Origin of the sequence: Nonomuraea sp. NPDC050547, from assembly GCF_044457345.1 — a bacterium.
Classification (GTDB): Bacteria; Actinomycetota; Actinomycetes; order Streptosporangiales; family Streptosporangiaceae; genus Nonomuraea.
Window position 1 is genome coordinate 804663 of sequence record NZ_JBITGW010000001.1, and the last position, 19509, is coordinate 824171.

19 protein-coding genes are annotated in these 19509 nt (G+C 73.5%); 11 read left to right on the forward strand and 8 right to left on the reverse strand.

The window, feature by feature from the left end; translation table 11 throughout:
• The first annotated feature begins 43 nt into the window (after positions 1–43).
• Both ACIBHY_RS03760 and ACIBHY_RS03765 read left to right on the forward strand, forming a co-directional pair.
• Positions 44–1228 (forward strand): cytochrome P450, encoded by a 1185-nt coding sequence (locus ACIBHY_RS03760; protein ID WP_397305848.1) that lies wholly within the window; start codon positions 44–46, stop codon positions 1226–1228.
• Entirely contained in the window at positions 1221–1967 is a 747-nt protein-coding gene (locus ACIBHY_RS03765) for a lysophospholipid acyltransferase family protein (protein ID WP_397246578.1), read from the forward strand. Before ACIBHY_RS03760 ends, ACIBHY_RS03765 begins: the two co-directional genes overlap by 8 nt.
• Here ACIBHY_RS03765 and ACIBHY_RS03770 read toward each other — a convergent pair whose 3' ends face one another.
• Entirely contained in the window at positions 1968–2312 is a 345-nt protein-coding gene (locus tag ACIBHY_RS03770; protein ID WP_397246580.1) for a VOC family protein, read from the reverse strand. It abuts the gene before it with no gap.
• A 107-nt stretch (positions 2313–2419) separates the two neighbouring features.
• On the opposite strand from ACIBHY_RS03770, the gene ACIBHY_RS03775 reads away from it, so the two are divergent.
• Together ACIBHY_RS03775 and ACIBHY_RS03780 are read left to right on the forward strand one after the other, a co-directional pair.
• Positions 2420–3595, forward strand: coding sequence for a sensor histidine kinase (locus ACIBHY_RS03775; protein ID WP_397305849.1), 1176 nt, complete (start codon positions 2420–2422; stop codon positions 3593–3595).
• Positions 3592–4275: a response regulator gene (locus tag ACIBHY_RS03780; protein ID WP_397305850.1), complete on the forward strand. Its 684-nt coding sequence runs from the start codon at positions 3592–3594 to the stop codon at positions 4273–4275. The genes ACIBHY_RS03775 and ACIBHY_RS03780 overlap by 4 nt, the downstream gene beginning before the upstream one ends.
• Before the next feature lie 3 nt (positions 4276–4278).
• Here ACIBHY_RS03780 and ACIBHY_RS03785 read toward each other — a convergent pair whose 3' ends face one another.
• Complete coding sequence (locus tag ACIBHY_RS03785; protein WP_397305851.1) at positions 4279–4977, reverse strand: RraA family protein; 699 nt, start codon at positions 4975–4977, stop codon at positions 4279–4281.
• Between the two features lie 78 nt (positions 4978–5055).
• Here ACIBHY_RS03785 and ACIBHY_RS03790 point away from each other — a divergent pair, with 78 nt between their 5' ends.
• A complete protein-coding gene (locus ACIBHY_RS03790; RefSeq protein WP_397305852.1) occupies positions 5056–6282 on the forward strand; it encodes a bifunctional transcriptional activator/DNA repair enzyme AdaA in 1227 nt (408 codons plus the stop codon).
• Positions 6283–6292: 10 nt separating this feature from the next.
• Here the strand turns inward: ACIBHY_RS03790 and ACIBHY_RS03795 are convergent, their stop codons facing one another.
• Both ACIBHY_RS03795 and ACIBHY_RS03800 read right to left on the reverse strand, forming a co-directional pair.
• Positions 6293–7099, reverse strand: a complete 807-nt coding sequence (locus ACIBHY_RS03795) for a serine/threonine-protein kinase (RefSeq protein WP_379612862.1) — start codon at positions 7097–7099, stop codon at positions 6293–6295.
• A gap of 411 nt (positions 7100–7510) precedes the next feature.
• A complete protein-coding gene (locus ACIBHY_RS03800) occupies positions 7511–8938 on the reverse strand; it encodes an MFS transporter (protein WP_397305853.1) in 1428 nt (475 codons plus the stop codon).
• 112 nt (positions 8939–9050) lie between these two features.
• Here ACIBHY_RS03800 and ACIBHY_RS03805 point away from each other — a divergent pair, with 112 nt between their 5' ends.
• Together ACIBHY_RS03805 and ACIBHY_RS03810 are read left to right on the forward strand one after the other, a co-directional pair.
• Positions 9051–9590, forward strand: a complete 540-nt coding sequence (locus ACIBHY_RS03805) for a winged helix-turn-helix domain-containing protein (RefSeq protein WP_397305854.1) — start codon at positions 9051–9053, stop codon at positions 9588–9590.
• A gap of 37 nt (positions 9591–9627) precedes the next feature.
• A complete protein-coding gene (locus tag ACIBHY_RS03810; RefSeq protein ID WP_397246592.1) occupies positions 9628–10230 on the forward strand; it encodes an AAA family ATPase in 603 nt (200 codons plus the stop codon).
• A gap of 6 nt (positions 10231–10236) precedes the next feature.
• Here ACIBHY_RS03810 and ACIBHY_RS03815 read toward each other — a convergent pair whose 3' ends face one another.
• Both ACIBHY_RS03815 and ACIBHY_RS03820 read right to left on the reverse strand, forming a co-directional pair.
• Positions 10237–10560, reverse strand: a complete 324-nt coding sequence (locus tag ACIBHY_RS03815) for an ArsR/SmtB family transcription factor (protein WP_397305855.1) — start codon at positions 10558–10560, stop codon at positions 10237–10239.
• A gap of 54 nt (positions 10561–10614) precedes the next feature.
• The gene (locus ACIBHY_RS03820) at positions 10615–11181 is read right to left on the reverse strand and encodes a hypothetical protein (protein WP_397305856.1); all 567 of its coding nucleotides are present in this window, start codon (positions 11179–11181) and stop codon (positions 10615–10617) included.
• 132 nt (positions 11182–11313) lie between these two features.
• On the opposite strand from ACIBHY_RS03820, the gene ACIBHY_RS03825 reads away from it, so the two are divergent.
• The 3 genes from ACIBHY_RS03825 to ACIBHY_RS03835 are packed head-to-tail and all read left to right on the forward strand — an operon-like array spanning position 11314 to position 15055.
• Positions 11314–13335 (forward strand): sensor histidine kinase, encoded by a 2022-nt coding sequence (locus ACIBHY_RS03825; RefSeq protein WP_397305857.1) that lies wholly within the window; start codon positions 11314–11316, stop codon positions 13333–13335.
• Complete coding sequence (locus ACIBHY_RS03830; protein ID WP_397305858.1) at positions 13332–13991, forward strand: response regulator; 660 nt, start codon at positions 13332–13334, stop codon at positions 13989–13991. The genes ACIBHY_RS03825 and ACIBHY_RS03830 overlap by 4 nt, the downstream gene beginning before the upstream one ends.
• A gap of 17 nt (positions 13992–14008) precedes the next feature.
• On the forward strand, positions 14009–15055 hold the full coding sequence (locus ACIBHY_RS03835) for a LysR family transcriptional regulator (protein ID WP_397305859.1): 1047 nt from the start codon (positions 14009–14011) through the stop codon (positions 15053–15055).
• On the opposite strand, the gene ACIBHY_RS03840 is transcribed toward ACIBHY_RS03835, so the two are convergent.
• Entirely contained in the window at positions 15044–16666 is a 1623-nt protein-coding gene (locus ACIBHY_RS03840) for a tetratricopeptide repeat protein (protein ID WP_397305860.1), read from the reverse strand. The two genes, ACIBHY_RS03835 and ACIBHY_RS03840, sit on opposite strands and share 12 nt — an antisense overlap.
• Before the next feature lie 612 nt (positions 16667–17278).
• On the opposite strand from ACIBHY_RS03840, the gene ACIBHY_RS03845 reads away from it, so the two are divergent.
• Positions 17279–18517, forward strand: coding sequence for a flavin-dependent oxidoreductase (locus tag ACIBHY_RS03845; RefSeq protein ID WP_397305861.1), 1239 nt, complete (start codon positions 17279–17281; stop codon positions 18515–18517).
• A 57-nt stretch (positions 18518–18574) separates the two neighbouring features.
• On the opposite strand, the gene ACIBHY_RS03850 is transcribed toward ACIBHY_RS03845, so the two are convergent.
• Entirely contained in the window at positions 18575–19234 is a 660-nt protein-coding gene (locus ACIBHY_RS03850) for a class I SAM-dependent methyltransferase (RefSeq protein WP_397305862.1), read from the reverse strand.
• Between the last annotated feature and the right edge of the window lie 275 nt (positions 19235–19509).

The window sequence follows — 19509 nt, forward strand, 5'->3', positions numbered from 1 at the left end:
ATGCCCGTTCTCACCGGAGAGCAAGCGGAATAGCGTGGTCCGGGTGGAGCTTGTCTACAGTCCTTACGATCCCGCGGTCATCGAGGATCCGTTCCCCGTCTACGCCAGGATGCGCCGCGAAGCACCGCTCTACCGCAACGAGGCGCTCGGTTTCTGGGCGCTGTCCCGGCACGCCGACGTCGCCGCCGCGCTGCCCGACAGCGACCTGTACTCCAGCGACCACGGGCCCATGATCGATCCCGGCGCGTGGGGGCCGAAGGCGCGTTCCTACCTGTCGTTCGTCGCCATGGACCCGCCCGACCACACCCGGATGCGGGCGATCGTCGCGCGCGGCTTCACCCAGCGCCGCGTCGCCGCCCTCGAACCCATGGTCAGGCGGATGGCCCGCGCGTACGTGTCCGCCGCGGCGGACAAGGGGAGCTTCGACTTCGCCACGGAGCTGTCGGCCCGCCTCCCGCTCGACGTCATCTCCGAGCTCATAGGCGTGCCGCGCGCCGACCGGGCCGAGATCCGCGGCCGCTCCGACGCCCTGCTCCGCTACGACCCGAACGGCGAGATGGGCGAAGACGGGCTCAAGAGCATCATCGGACTCGGCGACTACTACGCCTCCATCGTCGCCGAGCGCCGCGCGTCGCCGCGCGACGACCTCGTCTCCGTCCTCGTCGCCGACGACGGGCTGGACGACGGGGAGATCGTCGCCTTCCTCATGCTCCTGATCGGCGCGGGCGCGGAGACCACCACCCACCTGCTCAACGCCGCCTGGTACCACGCCTGGCGCCACCCCGCCCAGCGCGCCGCCGCGTTCGCGGGCGCGATCGGGGAATGGGCCGCCGAGACGCTGCGCTACGACACCCCCGCGCACGGCATCGCCCGCCGTCTCACAACAGAGATCGAGCTGTACGGCGAGCGTCTCCCGCCCGGCGCCAAGATCTGGCTCCTCATCGGCTCCGCCAACCGCGACGAGAGCGCCTTCCCCGAGGCCGGCGCCTACGACCTCACCCGCGACACCTCCCGCGCGATCAGCTTCGGCGCCGGCCGCCACCACTGCCTGGGCGCCGCCCTGGCCAGGCTCGAAGCCCGCGTCACGCTGGAAGAACTCGTCAGGGCCGTGGAGCCGGACTACGACGTGGACCCGTCCGGAATCCGGCGTACCAGCCACGGCAACGTCCGGGGAATGGTCACCCTCCCGACCACCGTCCAACCTAGGCTACGGTTCGGGCATGGCTGAGATCGTGTACCCGCCGGTGATCGCGCTGGCGCGGACCCTCTTCAAGGTGATGGACTACCGCTTCCACATGGAGGGGACCGAGCACGTGCCGAGGACGGGCGGCGCGGTGCTGGTCAGCAACCACATCAGCTATCTCGACTTCATCTTCGCCGGGTTCGGGGCGCTGCCGTCCAAGCGGCTGGTGCGGTTCATGGCCAAGCAGGACGTCTTCGACCACAAGATCTCCGGGCCGTTGATGCGCGGCATGAAGCACATTCCGGTCGACCGGGGCGCCGGGGCGGGCAGCTACGCCACCGCGTTGCGCATGCTGAAGGCGGGCGAGGTGGTCGGCGTCTTCGCCGAGGCCACGATCAGCCGTTCGTTCACCGTCAAGGAGATCAAGAACGGCGCCATCCGGATGGCCCAGGCCACCAACGTGCCCCTGATCCCGGTCGCCCTCTGGGGCAGCCAGCGGCTGTGGACCAAGGGCCGCTCCAAGCAGCTGACCCAGCGGCACGTGCCCATCAGCATCCTGGTGGGTGAGCCGATGCACCCCAAGCGCGGCGAGAACGTCAACGAGCACACCGCCACCCTGCAGACCCGCCTGACGGAGCTGGTCGACCGGGCGCAGCGCACGTACCCGGAGATCCCGCAGGGCGTCTGGTGGCAGCCCGCGCACCTCGGCGGCACCGCGCCGACGCCCGAGGAGGCGGCGGCCATGGACGCCGAGGAGGCCGAGCTGCGCGCCAAGAAGGACTGATCACGGGCTGACGAGGCAGAACTCGTTGCCCTCCGGATCGGCCATCGTCTGGAAGGCGCCCACCGCGTCCACCTGGAGTTCTCCGACGGCGCGCCCGCCCAGCGCGAGCACCGCCCGCGCGGCGTCGGCGGGGGAGGCGACGGCCAGGTCCAGGTGGAGGCGGTTCTTGGCCGTCTTGCCCTCGGGCACCCGCTGGAAGGCCAGGCGCAGCCCGTCCGGCGGACGGACCGACGACCAGCCGGCGTCGCGGTGCACGGGCTCCCCGCCGAGGACGGCGGCCCAGAACGCGGCCAGGCGGGCCGGGTCGGCGCAGTCGAGGACGAGCTGGCTCTGACGGGCGATCACGGCGCACACCCTATCTCCCCCCGGAGGGGGATCTTCCCGGTGCCCGCGCATCTTTGGTCGCCTCCGGTCCGGTCGCCGCCCGGGGCTCGTCTACGCTGGCCAGACCGATGACGACCCTACGCCAGCTCTTCGCCGCGCACCCGCGCGCCGCCGACACGCTGCTCGCCTGCGCGGTGACGCTGCTCGGCGTGCTGCTGCGGCTGAGCGAGGGCCTGCCGGGCGATCCGGCGACCGCCGCGATGCTGCTGTCGCTGATCCTGGCCCAGGGGCTGCCGCTGGTGTGGCGGCGTACCCAGCCGTGGCCGGTGATGGTCGTGGTCGGCCTGGCCTACGTGGTGTACGAGGTGGCCGATCCGGTCGTCGGCTACAACGACGGGGTGTTCGTGGCCTTCGCCGGGTACGCGGTGGCCCGGTACGCCCGGCCGCCGGGCAGCGCGGCGATGGTCGTGATGGTGACGGCCGCGGTGCTGGGGCCCGAGGTGCTGCGGCCGGCGCTGGGGCGGCCCGCGCCGCCTGGGCTGTCGCTCGGGCCGCTGGAGTGGGTGCTCGTGGCGGGCCTGGCGTGGGGATTGTGGCTGCTGGGCAGCGCGCAGCGGCGCGTACGGGAGGATGCCCGTCGCCTGCGCGAGCTGACCGACCGGCTGCGCGCGGAACAGGAGCTCAGTGCCCGCCGCGCGGTCACGGCCGAGCGTGCCCGCGTCGCCCGTGACCTGCACGACCTGGTCGCCCACCACGTCAGCGCGATCGCCATGCAGGCGCGCGCCAGCGCCGAGGCGCTTCCCGGCGATACCGGCGTGCGCGCGATCGGCTCGGCCGCCGACACGGCGCTGGAGGAGATGCGCCGCCTGCTCGGCCTGCTCGCCGACGGCGGCCCCGGCGACACCGGCCCGAACGCCTCCCTCGACCATCTCGACCGGCTGGCCGCCGCCGCGGAGTCGGCCGGCTGCCGGGTCGAGCTCACGTTCACCGGCCGGGACGCGGCCGCGGTGCCGCAGGCCGCGCAGGTCTCGGCCTATCGCATCGTCCAGGAGGCCCTCACGAACGTCCTGAAGCACGCCGGCCCCGTGACCGTCCGCGTCGAGGTGCGCCAGGTCTCGGGCGGCCTGTCCGTCGTGGTCGCCAACGGCCCGCCCGCGCCCGGCCACAGCCCGCTGCCCGGCTCCGGCCTCGGCCTCATCGGCATGCGCGAGCGCGCCGCCCTGTTCGACGGCGACCTGCGCGCCGGCCCGCACAACGGCGGCTGGCGCGTCGAGGCCCGGCTGCGATGGGCGGCCTCGGGATGATCCGCGTGCTGATCGCCGACGACCAGGCACTGGTCCGTGCCGCGCTCAAGGCCATGCTGGTACGGCGGGCCGACCTCGACGTCGTCGGCGAGGCGGCCGACGGCGGGCAGGCCGTGGCCATGGCCGCCGACCTGTGCCCCGACGTCATCGTCATGGACGTGCGGATGCCCGGCCTGACCGGCGTCGAGGCCACCGCCCGCATCCTGTCCGGCTGGCAGCACCGCGATCGGCCGCGCCCGCGCGTGCTGGTCCTGACCACGTTCGACCTCGACGAGTACGTGCACGCCGCCCTGCGCGCCGGGGCCGGCGGCTTCATGCTGAAGAACTCCTCGCCCGAGCAGCTCGCCGAGGCGATCAGGGTGGTGGCGGCCGGTGACTCCATGCTGGCCCCGAGTGTGACCAGGCGGCTGATCGGCGCGTTCGCGGCGGTGCCCTCCGCCCTCCTCGACCCGCCGGAACGCCCCCGGGCTCCCGGCCCGCTCACCCGGCGCGAGCTGGACGTGCTGGTCCTGGTGGCCAAGGGACTGTCCAACGCCCAGATCGCCGCCGAACTCGGCCTGTCCGAGGCCGGGGTGAAGAGCCGCGTCAACCGCATCCTGACGAGGCTCGGGCTGGAGAACCGGGTCCAGGCGGCGATCTTCGCCTATGACAGCGGTCTGCTGCGGCTGCCCGGCGGGTGAGGATCACTCCTCGATGGCGCCGCCCACCGAGCGCAGGTACTCGCGGAAGGTGAGGCCGGGGGCGGCCCGCCGTTCCGCCAGATAGTCGGCGAACCGCAGCTGCTCGCGCAGGGAGCGGCCGCCGCGGATGCGCTCGGCCTGGCCGCGCTCGGCGTCTCTGATCCCCTCCGCCAGGCCGAGCACCTCCGCGGCCCGCTCGGCCGGCACGAACAGCACGCCGTCCTCGTCGCCGGCCACGAGGTCGCCGCGCCCCACCGTCCATTCGCCCACGCGGGCGCTGCCGAGCGCGTCGGCGGGCCGCGTGTCCAGCCGCAGCGGGCCGGTCGGCAGCGCGCCCATGCTGAACACCGGCAGCCCGATCGCCCTGATGTCCGCGGTGTCCCGGTGCAGGCCCCAGATGACGACCCCGGCCACGCCGGCCGCCCGCGCCTCCAGCACGGCCAGGTCGCCGACGCAGGCCTCGTCGGTGCGGCCGTCGTTGTCGACCACGAGGATGTCGCCCGGTTCGGCCGACTCGTACGCCTCCAGGAACACGTCGACGCTTCCGACGTGCCGGGCGGGCAGGACGCGCCCGAACACGCGGGAGCCGGGGACCACGGCGCGCACCGCCGAGGGCGCGCAGCGGACCTGGACGCCGGCGCGGATGCATCCGTCGGCCAGGTGCGCGGTGGTCAGGGTCGCGAACCGCTCAAGATCCTGCATGCTCCGACTCTACGTGGCGGTCTTCCGCGCGTCCGGATATGTCCGGCCTTGGGGTGTGGGGTGGCGTAGACATGGGATATGACGGTGTATTCGGCGGTGGCGACGACGGGTATCTACTGTCGTCCTGGGTGTGGGTCGCGGCCTTTGGCGGAGAACATCCGGCTATATGGGCATGCGGGGGCGGCGGAGGCGGACGGGTTCCGGGCGTGCCTGCGGTGCCGGCCGTACCGGGTGGCGGGGCCGGTGTCGGCGGACGTGCCCCGGCTGGTGTGCGCCGCCTGGCAGCTGATCATCTCCGGTGTCCTGGACGGCGGGACCGAGGCGGCGCTGGCCGAGCGGGTGGGCGTGTCGCCGCGGCATCTGCGCCGGTTGTTCCTGAAGCATCTGGGTGCCAGCCCGGACCAGCTGGCGCGGTCGCGGCGGGCCCACTTCGCCCGCCGGCTCCTGGACGACACCGATCTGACCGTGCTGGACATCGCCTTCGCGTCGGGGTTCGGAAGCCTGCGGCAGTTCAACAGGACCATGCGGGAGATCTTCCACGCCGCGCCCGGCGAACTGCGCGACCGCCGGCACCGCGCCGATCGGCTGGTGGCGGACGGCGGGCTCGCGCTGCGGCTGCCCGTTCTGCCGGGGTACGACTGGCCGGCCGTCCGGTCCTATCTGGGGGCTCGCGCGATCCCGGGGGTGGAGGAGGTGCGCGACGGGGCGTACCGGCGGACCGTGAGCCTGGACGGGGCGCCCGGCGTGCTCGAAGTGCGGGCCGGGCGCGATCCCGGCCACCTGGTGCTGACCGCCCACCTGCCCTACTGGGAGGGGCTCATCCACGTCGTGGACCAGGTCGGCCGGCTGCTGGGCCTCGACACCGATCCGGCGCCCGGGGCCGCCGCGCTGGGGGCGGATCCCGTTCTGGGGCCTCTGGTGGCGTCCCGTCCGGGGCTGACGGTTCCCGGTGCGTGGAATCCGCTGGAGATCGTCGTGGCGCGCGTGGCGGCTGACGGGCTCGCGACCTTGGTGCGCGGCCTCGGTACGGCCGTGCCCGGGTTGCCCGGCGGGCTCACCCACGTCTTCCCCGATGCCGCGGCGTTCACGGAGGCCGAGCTGGAGGCGCTAGGGTTCGCCAGGCCGGCCGATCTCACCGCTCAGACTGGTTCCGACCTGGCCTTCCGGACCGGTGATCCCGAGGCGTGGCCCGCGTCCGACCCCTCACTGCACGCCGCCGTGGCCAGGTTGTTCCCCGGCGGCGTCGACCCCGAGCGGTGGCGGCCCTGGCAGGCGCTGGCCGCCATGCACCTGATGACCTGCTGAACCCGGGTCGTCAGATGGCGGCCTGGAAGCTGCTCGCCCGCACGCCCGCCAGCAGACCGGCCGTGTGCTCGTTCGTGAAACGGCGGGCCGGGTCGTGGTGCAGCAGGCCCTCCAGCAGCGGGCGGAGGATTCCGGCGCGGCGGGGGGTCGGGAAGCTGCCGGTGCGGGCCATGGCGAGGACGGTCGCGGCGTCCTGGCCCGGGTAGGGCGGCTGGCCCTCCAGGGCGCTGTACAGGGTCGCGCCGAAGGACCACATGTCGGCCTCTTTGGTGGCGGCGCCGCCGTACAGGCGCTCGGGAGCCATGAACGCCGGGGTGCCGCGCAGACGGCGGGACGTCGTCGTGCGGATGTCGCCCTCGGCGGTCGCGATGCCGAAGTCCGTGAGCACCACGCGGTCGCCGGTGAGCATCACGTTCGCCGGCTTGATGTCGCGATGCAGGACGCCCGCCTGGTGCGCGGTACGCAGGGCGGCGAGCAGGTGCTGCCCGATCGCGGCGACACTCTGGGCGGGCAGCGTGCCCACCTGGGAGAGAAGCTGGTGCAGGGAGAGGCCGTCAAGGTACTCCATGACGATCCAGAGCTTGCCGCTCTTCTCGATCAGGTCGTGGACCGTGACGATGTTGGGGTGCGTCAGTCCGGCGGCCATGCGGGCTTCCCGCAGCACTCGCCTGCGCACCACCTCGGCCTCACCGGCCAGCGTCAGCTCCTTGAGGGCAACCTCTCGATGGAGGAGCTGATCGAAGGCCCGCCAGACGACTCCCATACCCCCACGACCGGCCTCCTCGCTGAGGAGGTACCGTCCGCCGATCTCCCGCATGCCATCCCCTCGTTGCTCCGGGGCAATCATGTCATCTCAGCGCAAGCCATAGGGTACCTAACGTGATCTGGTTATGTCGGGAATAGTCAAGGTCCAGCTCAACGCCCCGGAAATTAGATCCCCACCCCTCGCGCGCCCCAGCCCCCAGAGCCTCGCAACTCGGCACCCCACCCCCCAAACCCCTACCCACACGCCCTTAACGCCGTCCCTCCGCCCGTCACCCGCCCGCGCTCAACGCCGTTCCCTCACATCTGTCACTCGCCCGCACCCCACCGCGCGCCACCGTGTCCGTACGCCTCTCATGGCGCTCACCGCTCGCCCCTGCCGTCGTGTCGGCCACACCCCCGCACCACCCGTGGGGGCACCCGCCCATTCGCCTGACGCGTGCCTTCCGCCACAGGGGCGAGGGGGTTAGGGCTGGGGGGTTGCGGGGGTGAAGGCGGGGATCGCGCGGGCGATCAGGGCTACGGCGGCCAGGCAGATCACGACCGAGGCGATGAAGACCGATAGAAGGCCCCACGTCTCGCCCATCAGGCCGGCCACCCCGGCGCCGATCGGCATGCCGCCCATGCCTATCAGCCGGTAGGCGGAGTTGACGCGGCCGAGCAGGCCCTCGGGGATGATCCGCTGGCGGGTCGAGATGACGATCACGTTGGACCAGGTGTTGGTGGCGCCCCACAGGACCGCCACGGGGAACAGCGCGGCCGGGTGGGGCGCCAGGATGGGGGCCGCCAGGAGCAGGCTGCTGAGCAGCCAGGAACCCACCAGCATCCGTCCCTCGCCGCCCCACCGGATCACGCGGTCGCTCACGAACGAACCGCCCACCGCGCCGACGGCGAAGGCGGTCATCATGAGGCCGTACGCGGCGGGTGAGAGCTCCATGCGCGATCCCGGGCCGACGACCCACAGCACGAACACGGCGAAGAAGGCGGCGTTGCCGAGGTTCAGCATCCCGCTGCAGATCGCCAGCAACCTCAGGAACCGGTGCGCCCACAGGTACCGCAGGCCCTCGCCGATGTCACCCACCAGACTCCGCCTGTACGGCCCCGCCTCACCGTCCACCCCGGACGCGCCCCCCGACCCGGACGCCTCCGAGCCTCCGGAACCCGAGGCGGCGATGCCCTCCGGATCGGGCGCGAGGTGCGCGGGCGATCCGGAGACGGCCGGATCGGGGGTGGCGCGTCTGGGCGTGCCGGGGCCAGTGGCGGCCTGGTCCGGGGCGGCGTGTGCGGGCGCGCTGGGACGGGTGGCCAGGTGGGCTTCGGCGGGGGCGGGGGCGGGGCGGTAGGTGCCTCGCATGCCCAGGAGCAGGAGGCCGGCGAAGCCGTACAGGATGCCGGGGGCGCCGAGGATGGCGGGTGGGAGGAGTGCGACCAGGACGCCCGCCAGCGGCGAGCCGATGAAGTCGTTGCCGACCGTCTGGGCGCCGACGATGCGGCCGTTCGCCCAGGCCAGGCGGTCGGAGGGGACGGTCATCGGCAGGACGGACTGGGCGGAGGTGTCGGCGAAGACCTCGGCTGTTCCGGACAGGAGGACGGCGGCCAGCAGGATCCAGAGCGACAGCGTGCCGGACCAGGCGAAGGCGGCGACGGCCACCAGCAGGGTGGCGCGGAAGGCGTTGGCCAGGACCATGATGCGGCGCCGGTCCTGGCGGTCGGCCACGGCGCCGGCCGGCAGGGCGAGCAGGAGCCAGGGCAGTGTGGTGGCGACGCCGGCGAGCGCGACCTCCGCCGGGGAGCGGGTCAAGGTGACGGCCAGCAAAGGGGTTCCCACCTTGAGGACGCCGTCGGCTAGGTTCGACAGCGCCGACGACGACCACAGAAAACCGAACGAACGCATCACGGCTCCGCTAGTGTGTAAAGAAAACTGTGCATGTATTTCTTTGCAAAGATAGGTTTGCACGCAGATGGCCGGCAAGCGGTTTTCGAAGAGAACTCTCGACGTGAACGCCATGAAGTCGTTCGCGCACCCCCTGCGACTGCGACTGTTCGAACTCCTGGAGGAACTCGGCCCCTCCACCGCCACCCAGCTGTCCGGCCGCGTCGGAGAGAACACCGGCTCCACCAGCTACCACCTGCGCGAACTGGCCAGGCACGGGATGATCGAGGTGGCGGAGGGGATGGGCAAGGGCAAGGAGAAGTACTGGCGGGTGACCCCCGGCGGCTTCGGCTACGGCACGCCGGAGGACGCCGCCGACGGCGAGGCGCTCGGCGTCATCCGCGTCCTCCTCCAGGACCTCGTACGGCAGCGCGGCGCCGAACTGGAGCGCTGGCTCGCCGAGGAAGCCGGCACCCCCAGGGAATGGGTCGAGGCCAGCGGCCTGTCGCGCCGTTCCCTGAGGCTGACGACCGAGGAGAGCATCGCCATGCGCGACGCCGTCATGGAGGTGATCGAGCCCTATCGCGTGGTGTCGGACGAGCGCGGGCCCGACCATCCGGGCACCGCCCGGGTCATCGTCCACTTCGACGTCTTCCCCACGGGGGCCGGGTAGAGTGTGCGCCGACGTTCATGCCATAACGGGAGGCCACGTGGAATCCGGCGAGGCTCTCCGTTACCCGCCCGGCTCGCTCGTGATTTTCACCGGGCTGCCGGGGGCGGGCAAGAGCACCCTGCTGACCCGCCTGTACGGCCTGACCGGCGACGAGCACGAGCCCGTGGCCGTCGGCCCGGTCCGGGTGATCGACTCGCGCCAGTCGCGTAACCGGTGGGGGCGCAGGCTGTCGTGGGCGCCCAAGCCGGTGCGGACGTTCGTGGTCTACGTCGGGCACGTGTCGCGGATCGGGCGCGAACTGGCCGCTGGGCATTCCGTGGTCGCGCACAACCGGGGCGCCTGGCCGCACGTCCTGCATGGGTTCGCGTGGCTGGCCAGGCGGCGCGGCCGGCCGTTCCATCTGATCCTTCTGGACGTGGACCCGCGCACGGCGCTGGAGGGGCAGCACGCGCGCGGCCGGGTGGTGCCGGCCGCGACGTTCGACCGGCACAGCCGCCGCTGGCGGCGGCTGCTCGCCCAGGTTCGCGCCGGTTCGCCGGGGCCGGCGGCGAGCGCGACGGTGCTGGACCGCGCGGCGGCCGACGCCCTGCGCGCCCTGGTGTTCGAGGACGTTCCGACGGTGGTGGACACCGGCTCGTAGCCGTGTTCAGTCGTGCCGGGGGATGCCGGAGACCTCGTGGCCGGCGTGGAACAGGGCTTCGTGGATCAGCGCGCGCACGTGGGAGTCGCGTGCCCGGTAGAGGACCCGGCGGCCGTCTCTGCGGGTCTCCACCAGTCCCGTCAGGCGCAGCTTCGCCAGGTGCTGCGAGACCGACGGCCGGGGCACGTCGACGGCCTCGGCCAGCGACCCGACGTCGTACTCGCCCGATGACAGCAGCCACATGAGCCGTAGCCGCGTGCCGTCGCTGAGCATGCGGAACGCCTCGACGGCCGCCCTCACCTGCTCGGCGTTCGGGTCGGGTGCGCGCATGACTCCCTATGGTCCCCGTGGGTCCGGCCCCTGGCAAACCCGCGCGCCGTCCGCTCAGCGCCTGGCCATCAGCAGGCCGATGACGCCGTAGGTGCCGATCAGCCAGGCGGCGCTGACGTACGTGGACACCGCCGGGCCGCCGAGGATCTGGGCCGCCATCGTCACCGGGAACCACAGCCCGGCCGCCAGGGGCAGCCACCGCAGCGGCCCTTCGACCCGCCCGGCGGCGGCGATCGTGATCCCCAGCGCCAGCATCCCGAGCATGCTCAGCGGCCACGCGGCGTCCAGGACCTGCAACCAGAGCGGGAACGCGTCGTGGGTGGCGTAGCCGAAGGACAGGACGTTGAGCAGGAACGCGGCGGGCAGCAGCACGAGCAGGCCGAAGGGGACGACCCGGCCGAGGCGCTCGCCGGTGGCCCGCGCCGTCCAGACCCGCCACACGAACGCCCAGACGCCCGCCACGAACATCATCCCCGTGACGGTGTCGAGCGTCTGGACGCCCTCCTGGATCTTCTCGCCCACCACGACCGTGCCGACGGCCCACGCGGCCGCGCCGGTGGAGAGCAGCGCCCCCGCGAGCCGGCCGCCCTCCACCCCGGCCGAAGTGCTGTGGGTGATCATTGGTGCCTCCTGAAGGTCGATGAGGCACCCACGCTCTCCCGCCGCCGTCCCGGGCCACCAGGGGCAGATGTCCCGGTTCGAGAGGGATACCGGTCACCTGTCACGGGTGTCCGGCTGTGCCACGCTGGCACGGTGTTCTGGTACCCCCTGCCCAGAGCCGCCGCCACCGCCGTGGCCGTGCTCTCCGCCGCCGGCGTCCTCGCCGCCACCTGGCTGGACCTTCTCTCCGGTACGGCCCCGCGCCCCGAACCCCTCGACTGGTCGATCTGGTCGTCCACGATCCCGGCCCTGGCCCTGGCCGGCGCCGGACTGGTGCTGTCCAGCCGCCTGCCCCGGCATCCGATGACCTGGCTCCTGCTCGGCAGCGCCCTCGTGGCCGGCCTGAACGGGCTCGGCGCCGCGTACGCCGTCCTGTCCTTCCACGTGTACGGCGGGCGGCTCCCGCTGACCTCCGCCGCCCTGTTCACCGGCGCCCGCCTGGGCCCGCTGCTGAACCTGGTCACCCCGCTCGTCCTGCTGTACTTCCCCGACGGCCGCCTGCCCACCCGGCGCTGGCGGCCCGCGGCCTGGGTGACGCTGGCCTCGGCGGGGCTCGCGGTGGCGGTCTTCGTCACGGTCCCCTGGCGCCTGGTCGCGGACACCGCGCGGCCGGGCGGCCCGTGGCCAGGGGTCGACCTTCCGCTTCCGTTCCCGCCGGACCGGGTGTGGCTGTCGGTGCTGCCGGCCGTACCCGTGCTGCTGGCGCTGAGCACGGCGGTGCCCGTGGTGGCGTTCGTGCGCCGCTTCCGCGGTTCGCAGGGTGTGCTGCGGGCTCAGCTGCGCTGGATGGCGCTGGCCGCGGTGCTGAACGGCGTGCTGATCGTGCTGCCCCTCGCGGTCGACGGCATCCCGCAGGACCTGGCGTTCGTCGCGTCGCTGCTGGCCGTCGCCGGCGCCGTGCTGGTGGCCGTCGGCCGCTACCGGCTCTACGACATCGACCCGCTGCTCGGCTGGACCATCCTGTACGGCGGGCTGGCCGTGGCGGTGGTGGCCGTCGACGTCCCCGTCTTCGTGGGCCTGGGCGCCCTGATCGACGAGCCGGTGGCCGCCGTGCTGGCCGCCACGGTGGTCGCCGTCGCCTACGCCCCGGTCCGCGATCGGGCACGCCGCTGGGTGAACCGGATGCTCACCGGCAGGGTGGAGCCGTACGAGGTGGTGTCGGCGCTGGCCGAGCGGCTGGAGGAGGCGAGCGGGCCGGGCGGGCCGCTGCCGGAGGCCGCGCGGGCGGTGTCGCGGGCGTTCGGCTCGCCGTACGTCAGGGTGGAGCTCGACGGGCAGGACGGCGGCACGCTCGCGGCCGAGCACGGCGAGCCGCGCGCCGACGCGCTCGTGCTGCCGATCACCTACCGCGGCGAGCGGATCGGCCGCCTGGCGCTGGTGCCGCGCGGGCGGCTGGCCGAGGCGGACCAGCGACTGCTGGCCGACGTGGTACGCCAGACGGCGGCGGCGGTGCGGGCGGCGGCGCTCACCGAGGAGCTGCGGCTCAGCCGCGGGCGGCTGGTCACCGGCGTGGCGGAGGAACGCCGCAGGCTGCGCCGGGATCTGCACGACGGCCTCGGCCCGGCCATGGCCGCCGCGGCGCTGAAGGTGGAGGCGGCGCGCAACCTGCTGGATCGCGATCCGCGGGCGGCGGGGGAGGTGCTCGGCCAGGTGCGGGGCGATCTGGGCACGGTCATCGAGGACGTCAGGCGGCTCGTGCACAACCTGCTGCCGCCCGCCCTGGACCGCTGGGGCCTGGCCGAGGCGCTGAAGCGGGAGGCCGAGCGCTTCCGCGGCGGCGGCCTGGACGTGCGCGTACGGGTGGCCGCGGACCTGGGCGAACTGCCCGCCGCGACGGAGGTCGCCGCCTACCGCATCGTGTGCGAGGCTCTGGTGAACGTCGCCAGGCACGCGGCGGCCCGTACGTGCGAGATCCGCCTGAGCACGGCGGAGGGCGAGCTGGAGGTCGAGGTGGTCGACGACGGCCGGGGCGTGGGTCCCGAGGTCGCGCCGGGCGTGGGGCTGATCGCCATGCGGGAGCGGGCGCGCGAGCTGGGCGGCCGGTGCGCGGTCACGCCCGGCGCGGGCGGTGGCACGCGGGTCCACGCGGTCCTGCCGTCGGGCTGGGCCGGATGAGCGTGCCGAGGGTCGTCCTGGCCGACGACCATCCCGTCTACCGCGACGGACTGCGCATGATGCTCGACTCGACCGGGCGGGCCGAGGTGGTCGGCACCGCGGCCGACGGGCTGGGGGCGGTTGAGCTGGCCGTGCGGCTGCGGCCGGACGTGGTCGTGCTCGACCTGCAGATGCCCGGCATGGACGGCATCCGCGCCACCGAGCGGATCGTGGCCGAGGTGCCGGAGGCGGGCGTGCTGGTGCTCAGCATGCACGAGGACGACGACACCGTGCTGGCGGCGATGGTCGCCGGCGCCCGCGGCTACCTGCTCAAGGGCGCCGACCAGGGCGAGATCCTGCGGGCCGTCACGGCGGTCGCGGGCGGCGAGGTGATCTTCGGGCAGGCGCTGGCGGCCCGGGTGAGCGGGTTCTTCGCCCGGCTGGCGCGGGGCGAGGTGCCGGGGGTTACGCCGTTCCCGCACCTGACCGCGCGCGAGCGCGAGGTGCTGGAGCTGATCGCGGCCGGCCGCTCGAACGGCGAGATCGCCGAGCGCCTCCACCTGTCGCCGAAGACCGTGCGCAACAACGTCTCCAACGTCTTCGCCAAGCTCCAGGTGGCCGACCGGGCGCAGGCGATCGTCCAGGCGCGCGAGGCGGGGCTGGGGCGCGGCGGCTGAGGCAGTAGGTTCGTGGCATGTCCGCGCCCTTACCTGAGCTGGTGCCGCCCGACGAGCCGCTGGCCCTGCTGCTGAGCTGCCCGCCCGCGCTGCTCGACACCAGCCTCGACCAGCTCAGGACGCTGGCCGTGGTCCGGCGGACGGGCTCGGCGCTGCAGGCGGCGCGGCTGCTCGGCAGGGAGCAGTCCAGCGTGCAGAAGCAGCTCGACAGCCTCAACCGCACCTACCGGGAGCTCTGCGGCGAGGTACTGGTCAGCAAGCGTGGCAGGGGCAAGGACTTCGCCTTCACCCCCACCGGCGAGAGCCTGGTCGAGCGGGCGCAGGAGGTGCTGGCCGAGCTGATGGGCGACGTGCACGCCGGCCGGCGGCGCATCGGCACGACGCTGACCGCCGGCACGACCGAGTTCACGCTGTGGATCCTGTCGCGGGCGTGGGAGCGGGTGGCGGCGGAGTTCACGCGGCGCGGCGTGGAGTTCCGGCTCGTGCACGTGCGCACCAAGGACTTCTGGCCGCGCCTGGACGAGGGCCGGGTCGACCTGCTGTGCGGCAGCGTCGTCACCCCGGTCGGCGCGCCCGCCGCCCACGACGCCTACGACGTGCTCGAATGGCGCCGCGGCAGCCCCGTCCTGCTGACGAACCTGCCGTACGAGGACCTGCCCGGCCCCTCGGCGCCGGTCAGCGCGCTCGCGAAGCTGCCGCTGGTCGTGCCGGGGAGCGGGCTGATCGCCGACTTCCTGACGCGCTGGTTCGGGCCGGCCTTCCGCGAGCGCCTCACGATCGCCGCGGAGATCGAGGACGTCCAGTACGGCCTCGCCCTCCTGCGCTCCCGCCTGGCCAGAGGCTGCATGATCGTCACCCGCACCCTGGCCAGACGCGTCGCGGAAGGCGGGCCGCTACGCGTCGTGGACCTGGTGCACGACGTCGAGCCCAAGGTCGAGATGGTCTCCGCGGTGTTCACCAGGAAGGGCGAACGCGAACGCTACGCCCCCGACCATCCGCTGAACCTCCTGTGGGAGGCCCTGCGCGAGGAGACCGCCGAGACCGGGCACCCGTCAGTTCGCTAGCGCCGCCAGCCTGCGGCTCGTCTCGTACGCCTGCCGGCTCCCGGCCTCGTCGCCGTGGCGGGCGCGCACGTGCCCGATCTGCTCGGCCGCCTCCACCACGTCGCGCGCGAGGTCGCCGGCCACCTCCAGCACCCAGCCGAACGCCCCCTCCGCCTGCGCCGGGTCCCGGTGCAGCACCCACAGCAGGCAGGCGGCGGCGGGGAAGGCGTCGCGGGCCGTACGGGCGACGGTGCGCCAGGCGGCTTCGGCCGCGTCGAGGTCGCCGTGCCGTACGGCCAGCACGCCGAACAGCACCCACGCCCGCGGCTCCAGTTCGGCCCGCCCCGCCTCGCGCAGCCGGCCGATGCCCGCCTCGGCGCCCTGCCGGCCCGACTCGATCGAGAACAGGAACCCGGCATGGGCTGCGCCCCACGGCGCGTGCAGCGGATGGCCGCTGTCCATGGCCAGCTCGAACTCGCGCAGCGCCGCCTCGGGCTCGCCCTCCGCCAGCAGGTTCGCGCCCCTGGACAGGGAGTCGGCCGGGTCGAGGAGGCTGAGCCGTTCCAGCATGTCGTGCGCCTTGGCCTGGTCCTCGGGCCCGCCGACCCGTACGGCCAGCCGCCAGGCGGTCTCGGCACTCTGGAGGTCGCCCTCCCTGGTCTCCAGGATGCCGAGGTTGACCGCGGCCTTCCCGCTGAACATGGGCTGCTGCAGGGCCACGGCGTCCTGGTAGGCGCGCCGCGCGCCGGCGGCGTCGCCGTTCTCCTCCAGGAGGGTGGCGAGGTTGAACAGGCCGCCGGAGGCCGCCATCGGGTCGGGACCGGCGGCGACGCGGCGCAGCTCGGCGAGACCGGCGTCGAGGTCGCCCACTTCGCGCGCGAGCAGCACCCCGATGTTGACCGCCGCCATGGAGGCGGCCCAGCCCTCGCCGCGCTGGGCCTGCCTGAGCACGGCGATCGCCCGGTCGTGCTGACCCCGGCCGCTGAGGATGGACGACAGGTCGACCGCCGCCATGGGCCCGTAGCGCGGGTGCCCGGTGGCGATCGCGCGCTCCAGCACCGGCACGGCCTGGTCGGGCTCGCCCGCCAGCGCCAGCGCCGAGCCCAGGTAGGCGAAGCCCTCCGCGGCGAGGTCGGGGATCGGCGACTCCGTGGCCTGGCCGAACGCATGGGCCGCCGCCCGCAGGTCGCCCTCCGCGACCCACATGCGGCCGCGGGCCAGTGCCGCGCGGCCGATCACCTCCTCGGCCGTGGCGGGGCTGGTGCGCGGCTCGACGTCGTGGCGGGCGAGCACCTCGAAGTTCTCGCGCGCGGTCTTCGCGACCTGCCCGGCGCCGTGGTCGGCGGCGTGGCGCCAGGCGGCCTGGGCGGTGCCGAGGTCCTCGTCGATGAGCACGTCGCCGATGCGCAGCGCCGCGTGCGGGGCGAGTTCGGGCTCGCCGCCCTCCACGATGAGCGAGAACCAGTCGAGCGCGTCGGCGTCGTCGCCCTCGGCGAACAGCGTCTCCGCGCACTCGGCCAGCATCTCGGCGCTCTGCCGGTCGCCGGACATGGAGGCCGCCATGGTCAGAATCACGATGTTGAGACCGCTGTCCGGCGGCAGCTGGGGGACCCTGCCGATTCTTCGCGTCAATTCCTTGCCTTTCCCGCGCTCCGATCAAGAACAGAGTGCTTTCTACCAAGAGGTATGGACGAAATGGCCGAATTTCGCGGTAATTATCGGAGGATCATTCGGAGTTATCCGCCAGACATTTCGCCCAGCCAGAGGAGAATCCACGGTGACAGCCCGTCTGACCGCCGTCGCCGCCCGCTTGGCGCTGACGGCCTGCGCGGGTCCGGATACCGTCCGGCATTCGCCTGGACCGCAAAAGCCGACCTGGTGATCGGGGTGCTTCCCATCATCGACGTGGCGCCCGTGTATATCGCCGACAAACGGGGCGTTATTCGCACGGAAGGGGCCAGGGCACCCACCGGATCGTCGCCGCCAAGGACTCGCCCGTCCGCGCCCTCGCCGACCTGTCCGGCACGGAGATCGCCGTCGGCACCCTCAACTCCGTCCCGAGCCCGCTGCCGATGCAGATCGCCACGATCGCCTGCGGGGTCGTGTGGCCGGTGCCGGTCGGCACGGCCCCAGAGGTGGGCGGCGGTCGCCGTTCTCGGCGCCGTTGGATACACGCTGAACACGGCGTTGCTCGCGGCCGGGCGACGGCTGCTCGCCTGGCATCACCACACGGGAGGATGACCCATGCACGTGCTGATCGCCGGAGCCGGAATCGGCGGCCTGACCACCGCGCTGAGCCTGCACGCCGCCGGCCTGGACGCCGTGCTCGTCGAGCAGGTCGCCGACCTGCGCCCGATCGGGGCCGGCATCAACCTGCAGCCGCACGCCGTCAGGGAACTGTCCGAGCTGGGCCTGGCCGGCGACCTGGAGGCGCGTTCGGTGGCCACCGCCCACATGAGCTACGTCGACCGCCACGGCAACATGATCATGGACGTGCCCCGGGGGCGGGCGGCCGGGTACCGCTGGCCGCAGTACTCCATCCACCGCGGGCATCTGCAGATGCTCCTGCTCGACGCCGTACGCGCCAGGCTCGGCCCCTCCGCGCTGGTCACCGGCAGGGCCGAGCGCTTCGAACAGGACCGCGACCGGGTCCGGCTCCACCTGGAGGACGGCCGGGTGCTCGACGGCGACGTGCTGGTCGGGTGCGACGGGCTGCACTCGGCGGTCCGGGCGCGGCTGCATCCGGGGGAGGGGGCGCCGCTCTGGAACGGGGTGCGCATGTGGCGGGGGACGGCTGAGGCGGAGCCGTACCTGGGCGGGCGGACCATGATCGTGTCGGGGGCGAACGAGGTCGGGAAGTTCGTCTGCTACCCGATCGGCGACGGGCTGGTCAACTGGGTCGCCGAGCTCAGGACCGGCACGCCGGGACCGGTGGCGCGAGCCGGCTGGAACGTCACCGGCCGCCACGAGGACGTCCTGGAGCACTTCGGCGAGCGCCGCTTCCCGTGGCTCGACGTGGCGGGGCTCATCGCCCGCTCGCCGCAGGTGTGGGAGTTCCCCATGGTGGACCGCGACCCGCTGCCCTGGTGGACGCGCGGCCGGGTCACCCTGCTGGGCGACGCGGCGCACCCGATGTACCCGATCGGCTCGAACGGCGGCTCGCAGACCGTCATCGACGCCCGCGTCCTCGCCTACCACCTGGCCACCACCGCCGGCCTCGCCGCCTACGAGAGCGAGCGCCGCGCCAAGGTCAACCGGCTGGTCGAGAATCACCGCCGGATGGCGGTCGAGGAGATCCTGGACGAGATCGCCCGGCGCGCCCCCGGCGGCTTCGGGCACATCGACGAGGTGCTGAGCGACGAGGAGCGGGCGCGGCTGCACGGCTTCCACGCCCGCGTCACCGACATGGAGGTCGCGGAACTCAACGCCGCCAGGTCATGGACGGTCGCACCGACAGGTACGGCCCGCGCGCCACGGCCGTGACCCGGCAGAAGCCGATCGCCGTGTCGTTGCGTGCGATGCCCGTACCCACGGCGGTGGTCAGGACGGCGGGCTGACGGCGGCGCCGAGGACGTGGCTGACGTGCTGGAAGGTGAAGCGGTCGAGGTGTTCGAGCACGAAGCCCGCCGCCTGGATCGCGGCGACCGGGTCGCGGCCGGGACGGCAGCCGCCGCCGGCCAGCGACCAGAGCGGGCCGACCAGCGCCTCGGCCAGGGCCAGGACGGGGTTGGCCGAGCGGACGTGCTCGTAGAAGCGCAGCCGGCCGCCGGGGCGCAGGATCCGGCGGGCCTCGGCGAGCGTGCGTTCCAGGCAGGGGCAGCAGCACAGGGTGAGCGAGTAGACCACGGCGTCGCAGGAGCCGCTGTCCAGCGCCACCCGGGCAGGGCCGCCGCCGACGATGCTGACCGGAGCGGGCACCTCGTCCGCCACCCGCTCCGCCGCGGCCCGCAGGAACGGATCGGGTTCGACGAGGACGATCTCCCGGACCTCGGGGGGATAGCAGGTGAGCTTGACCCCGTCACCGGCGCCGAACTCGACCACCCGCCCGGTGAGCCCGGACATCAGCCGTTCACGCTGAGGCGTCGGCCGGAACGTCGTGCCGCGGCCGGCGCAGACGGGGCGAGGGTGGTGAAACTGCTCCATGCCGCGGCCGGTGGCGGTTCTGCCGTCGGGAGGCCGATCAGAGGCGATAGCCGTCATGCCCCCACTATCGGCCCGCACCCCTCACCCAGGGCCCGCCTGCCATGAAATCCCCATGCCCAACCCCCCGATCCTGACGCCCCCTTGACACCCCGCACCCATCCGCGGAGCCACGGGGCCGCTGCCGGTCGGCAGCGCCGCCACGGGTCAGCGAGGGGCCGTAGCCGTGCGGTCCCCCGTGTCCAGCAGGCCGCGCTCGGGCGGGCCCCACGGGCGCTTCGCCTCGCCCTTGCGGTCGTGGCAGGCCGGCTGTGCCGCTCCGATGATCGGGTACT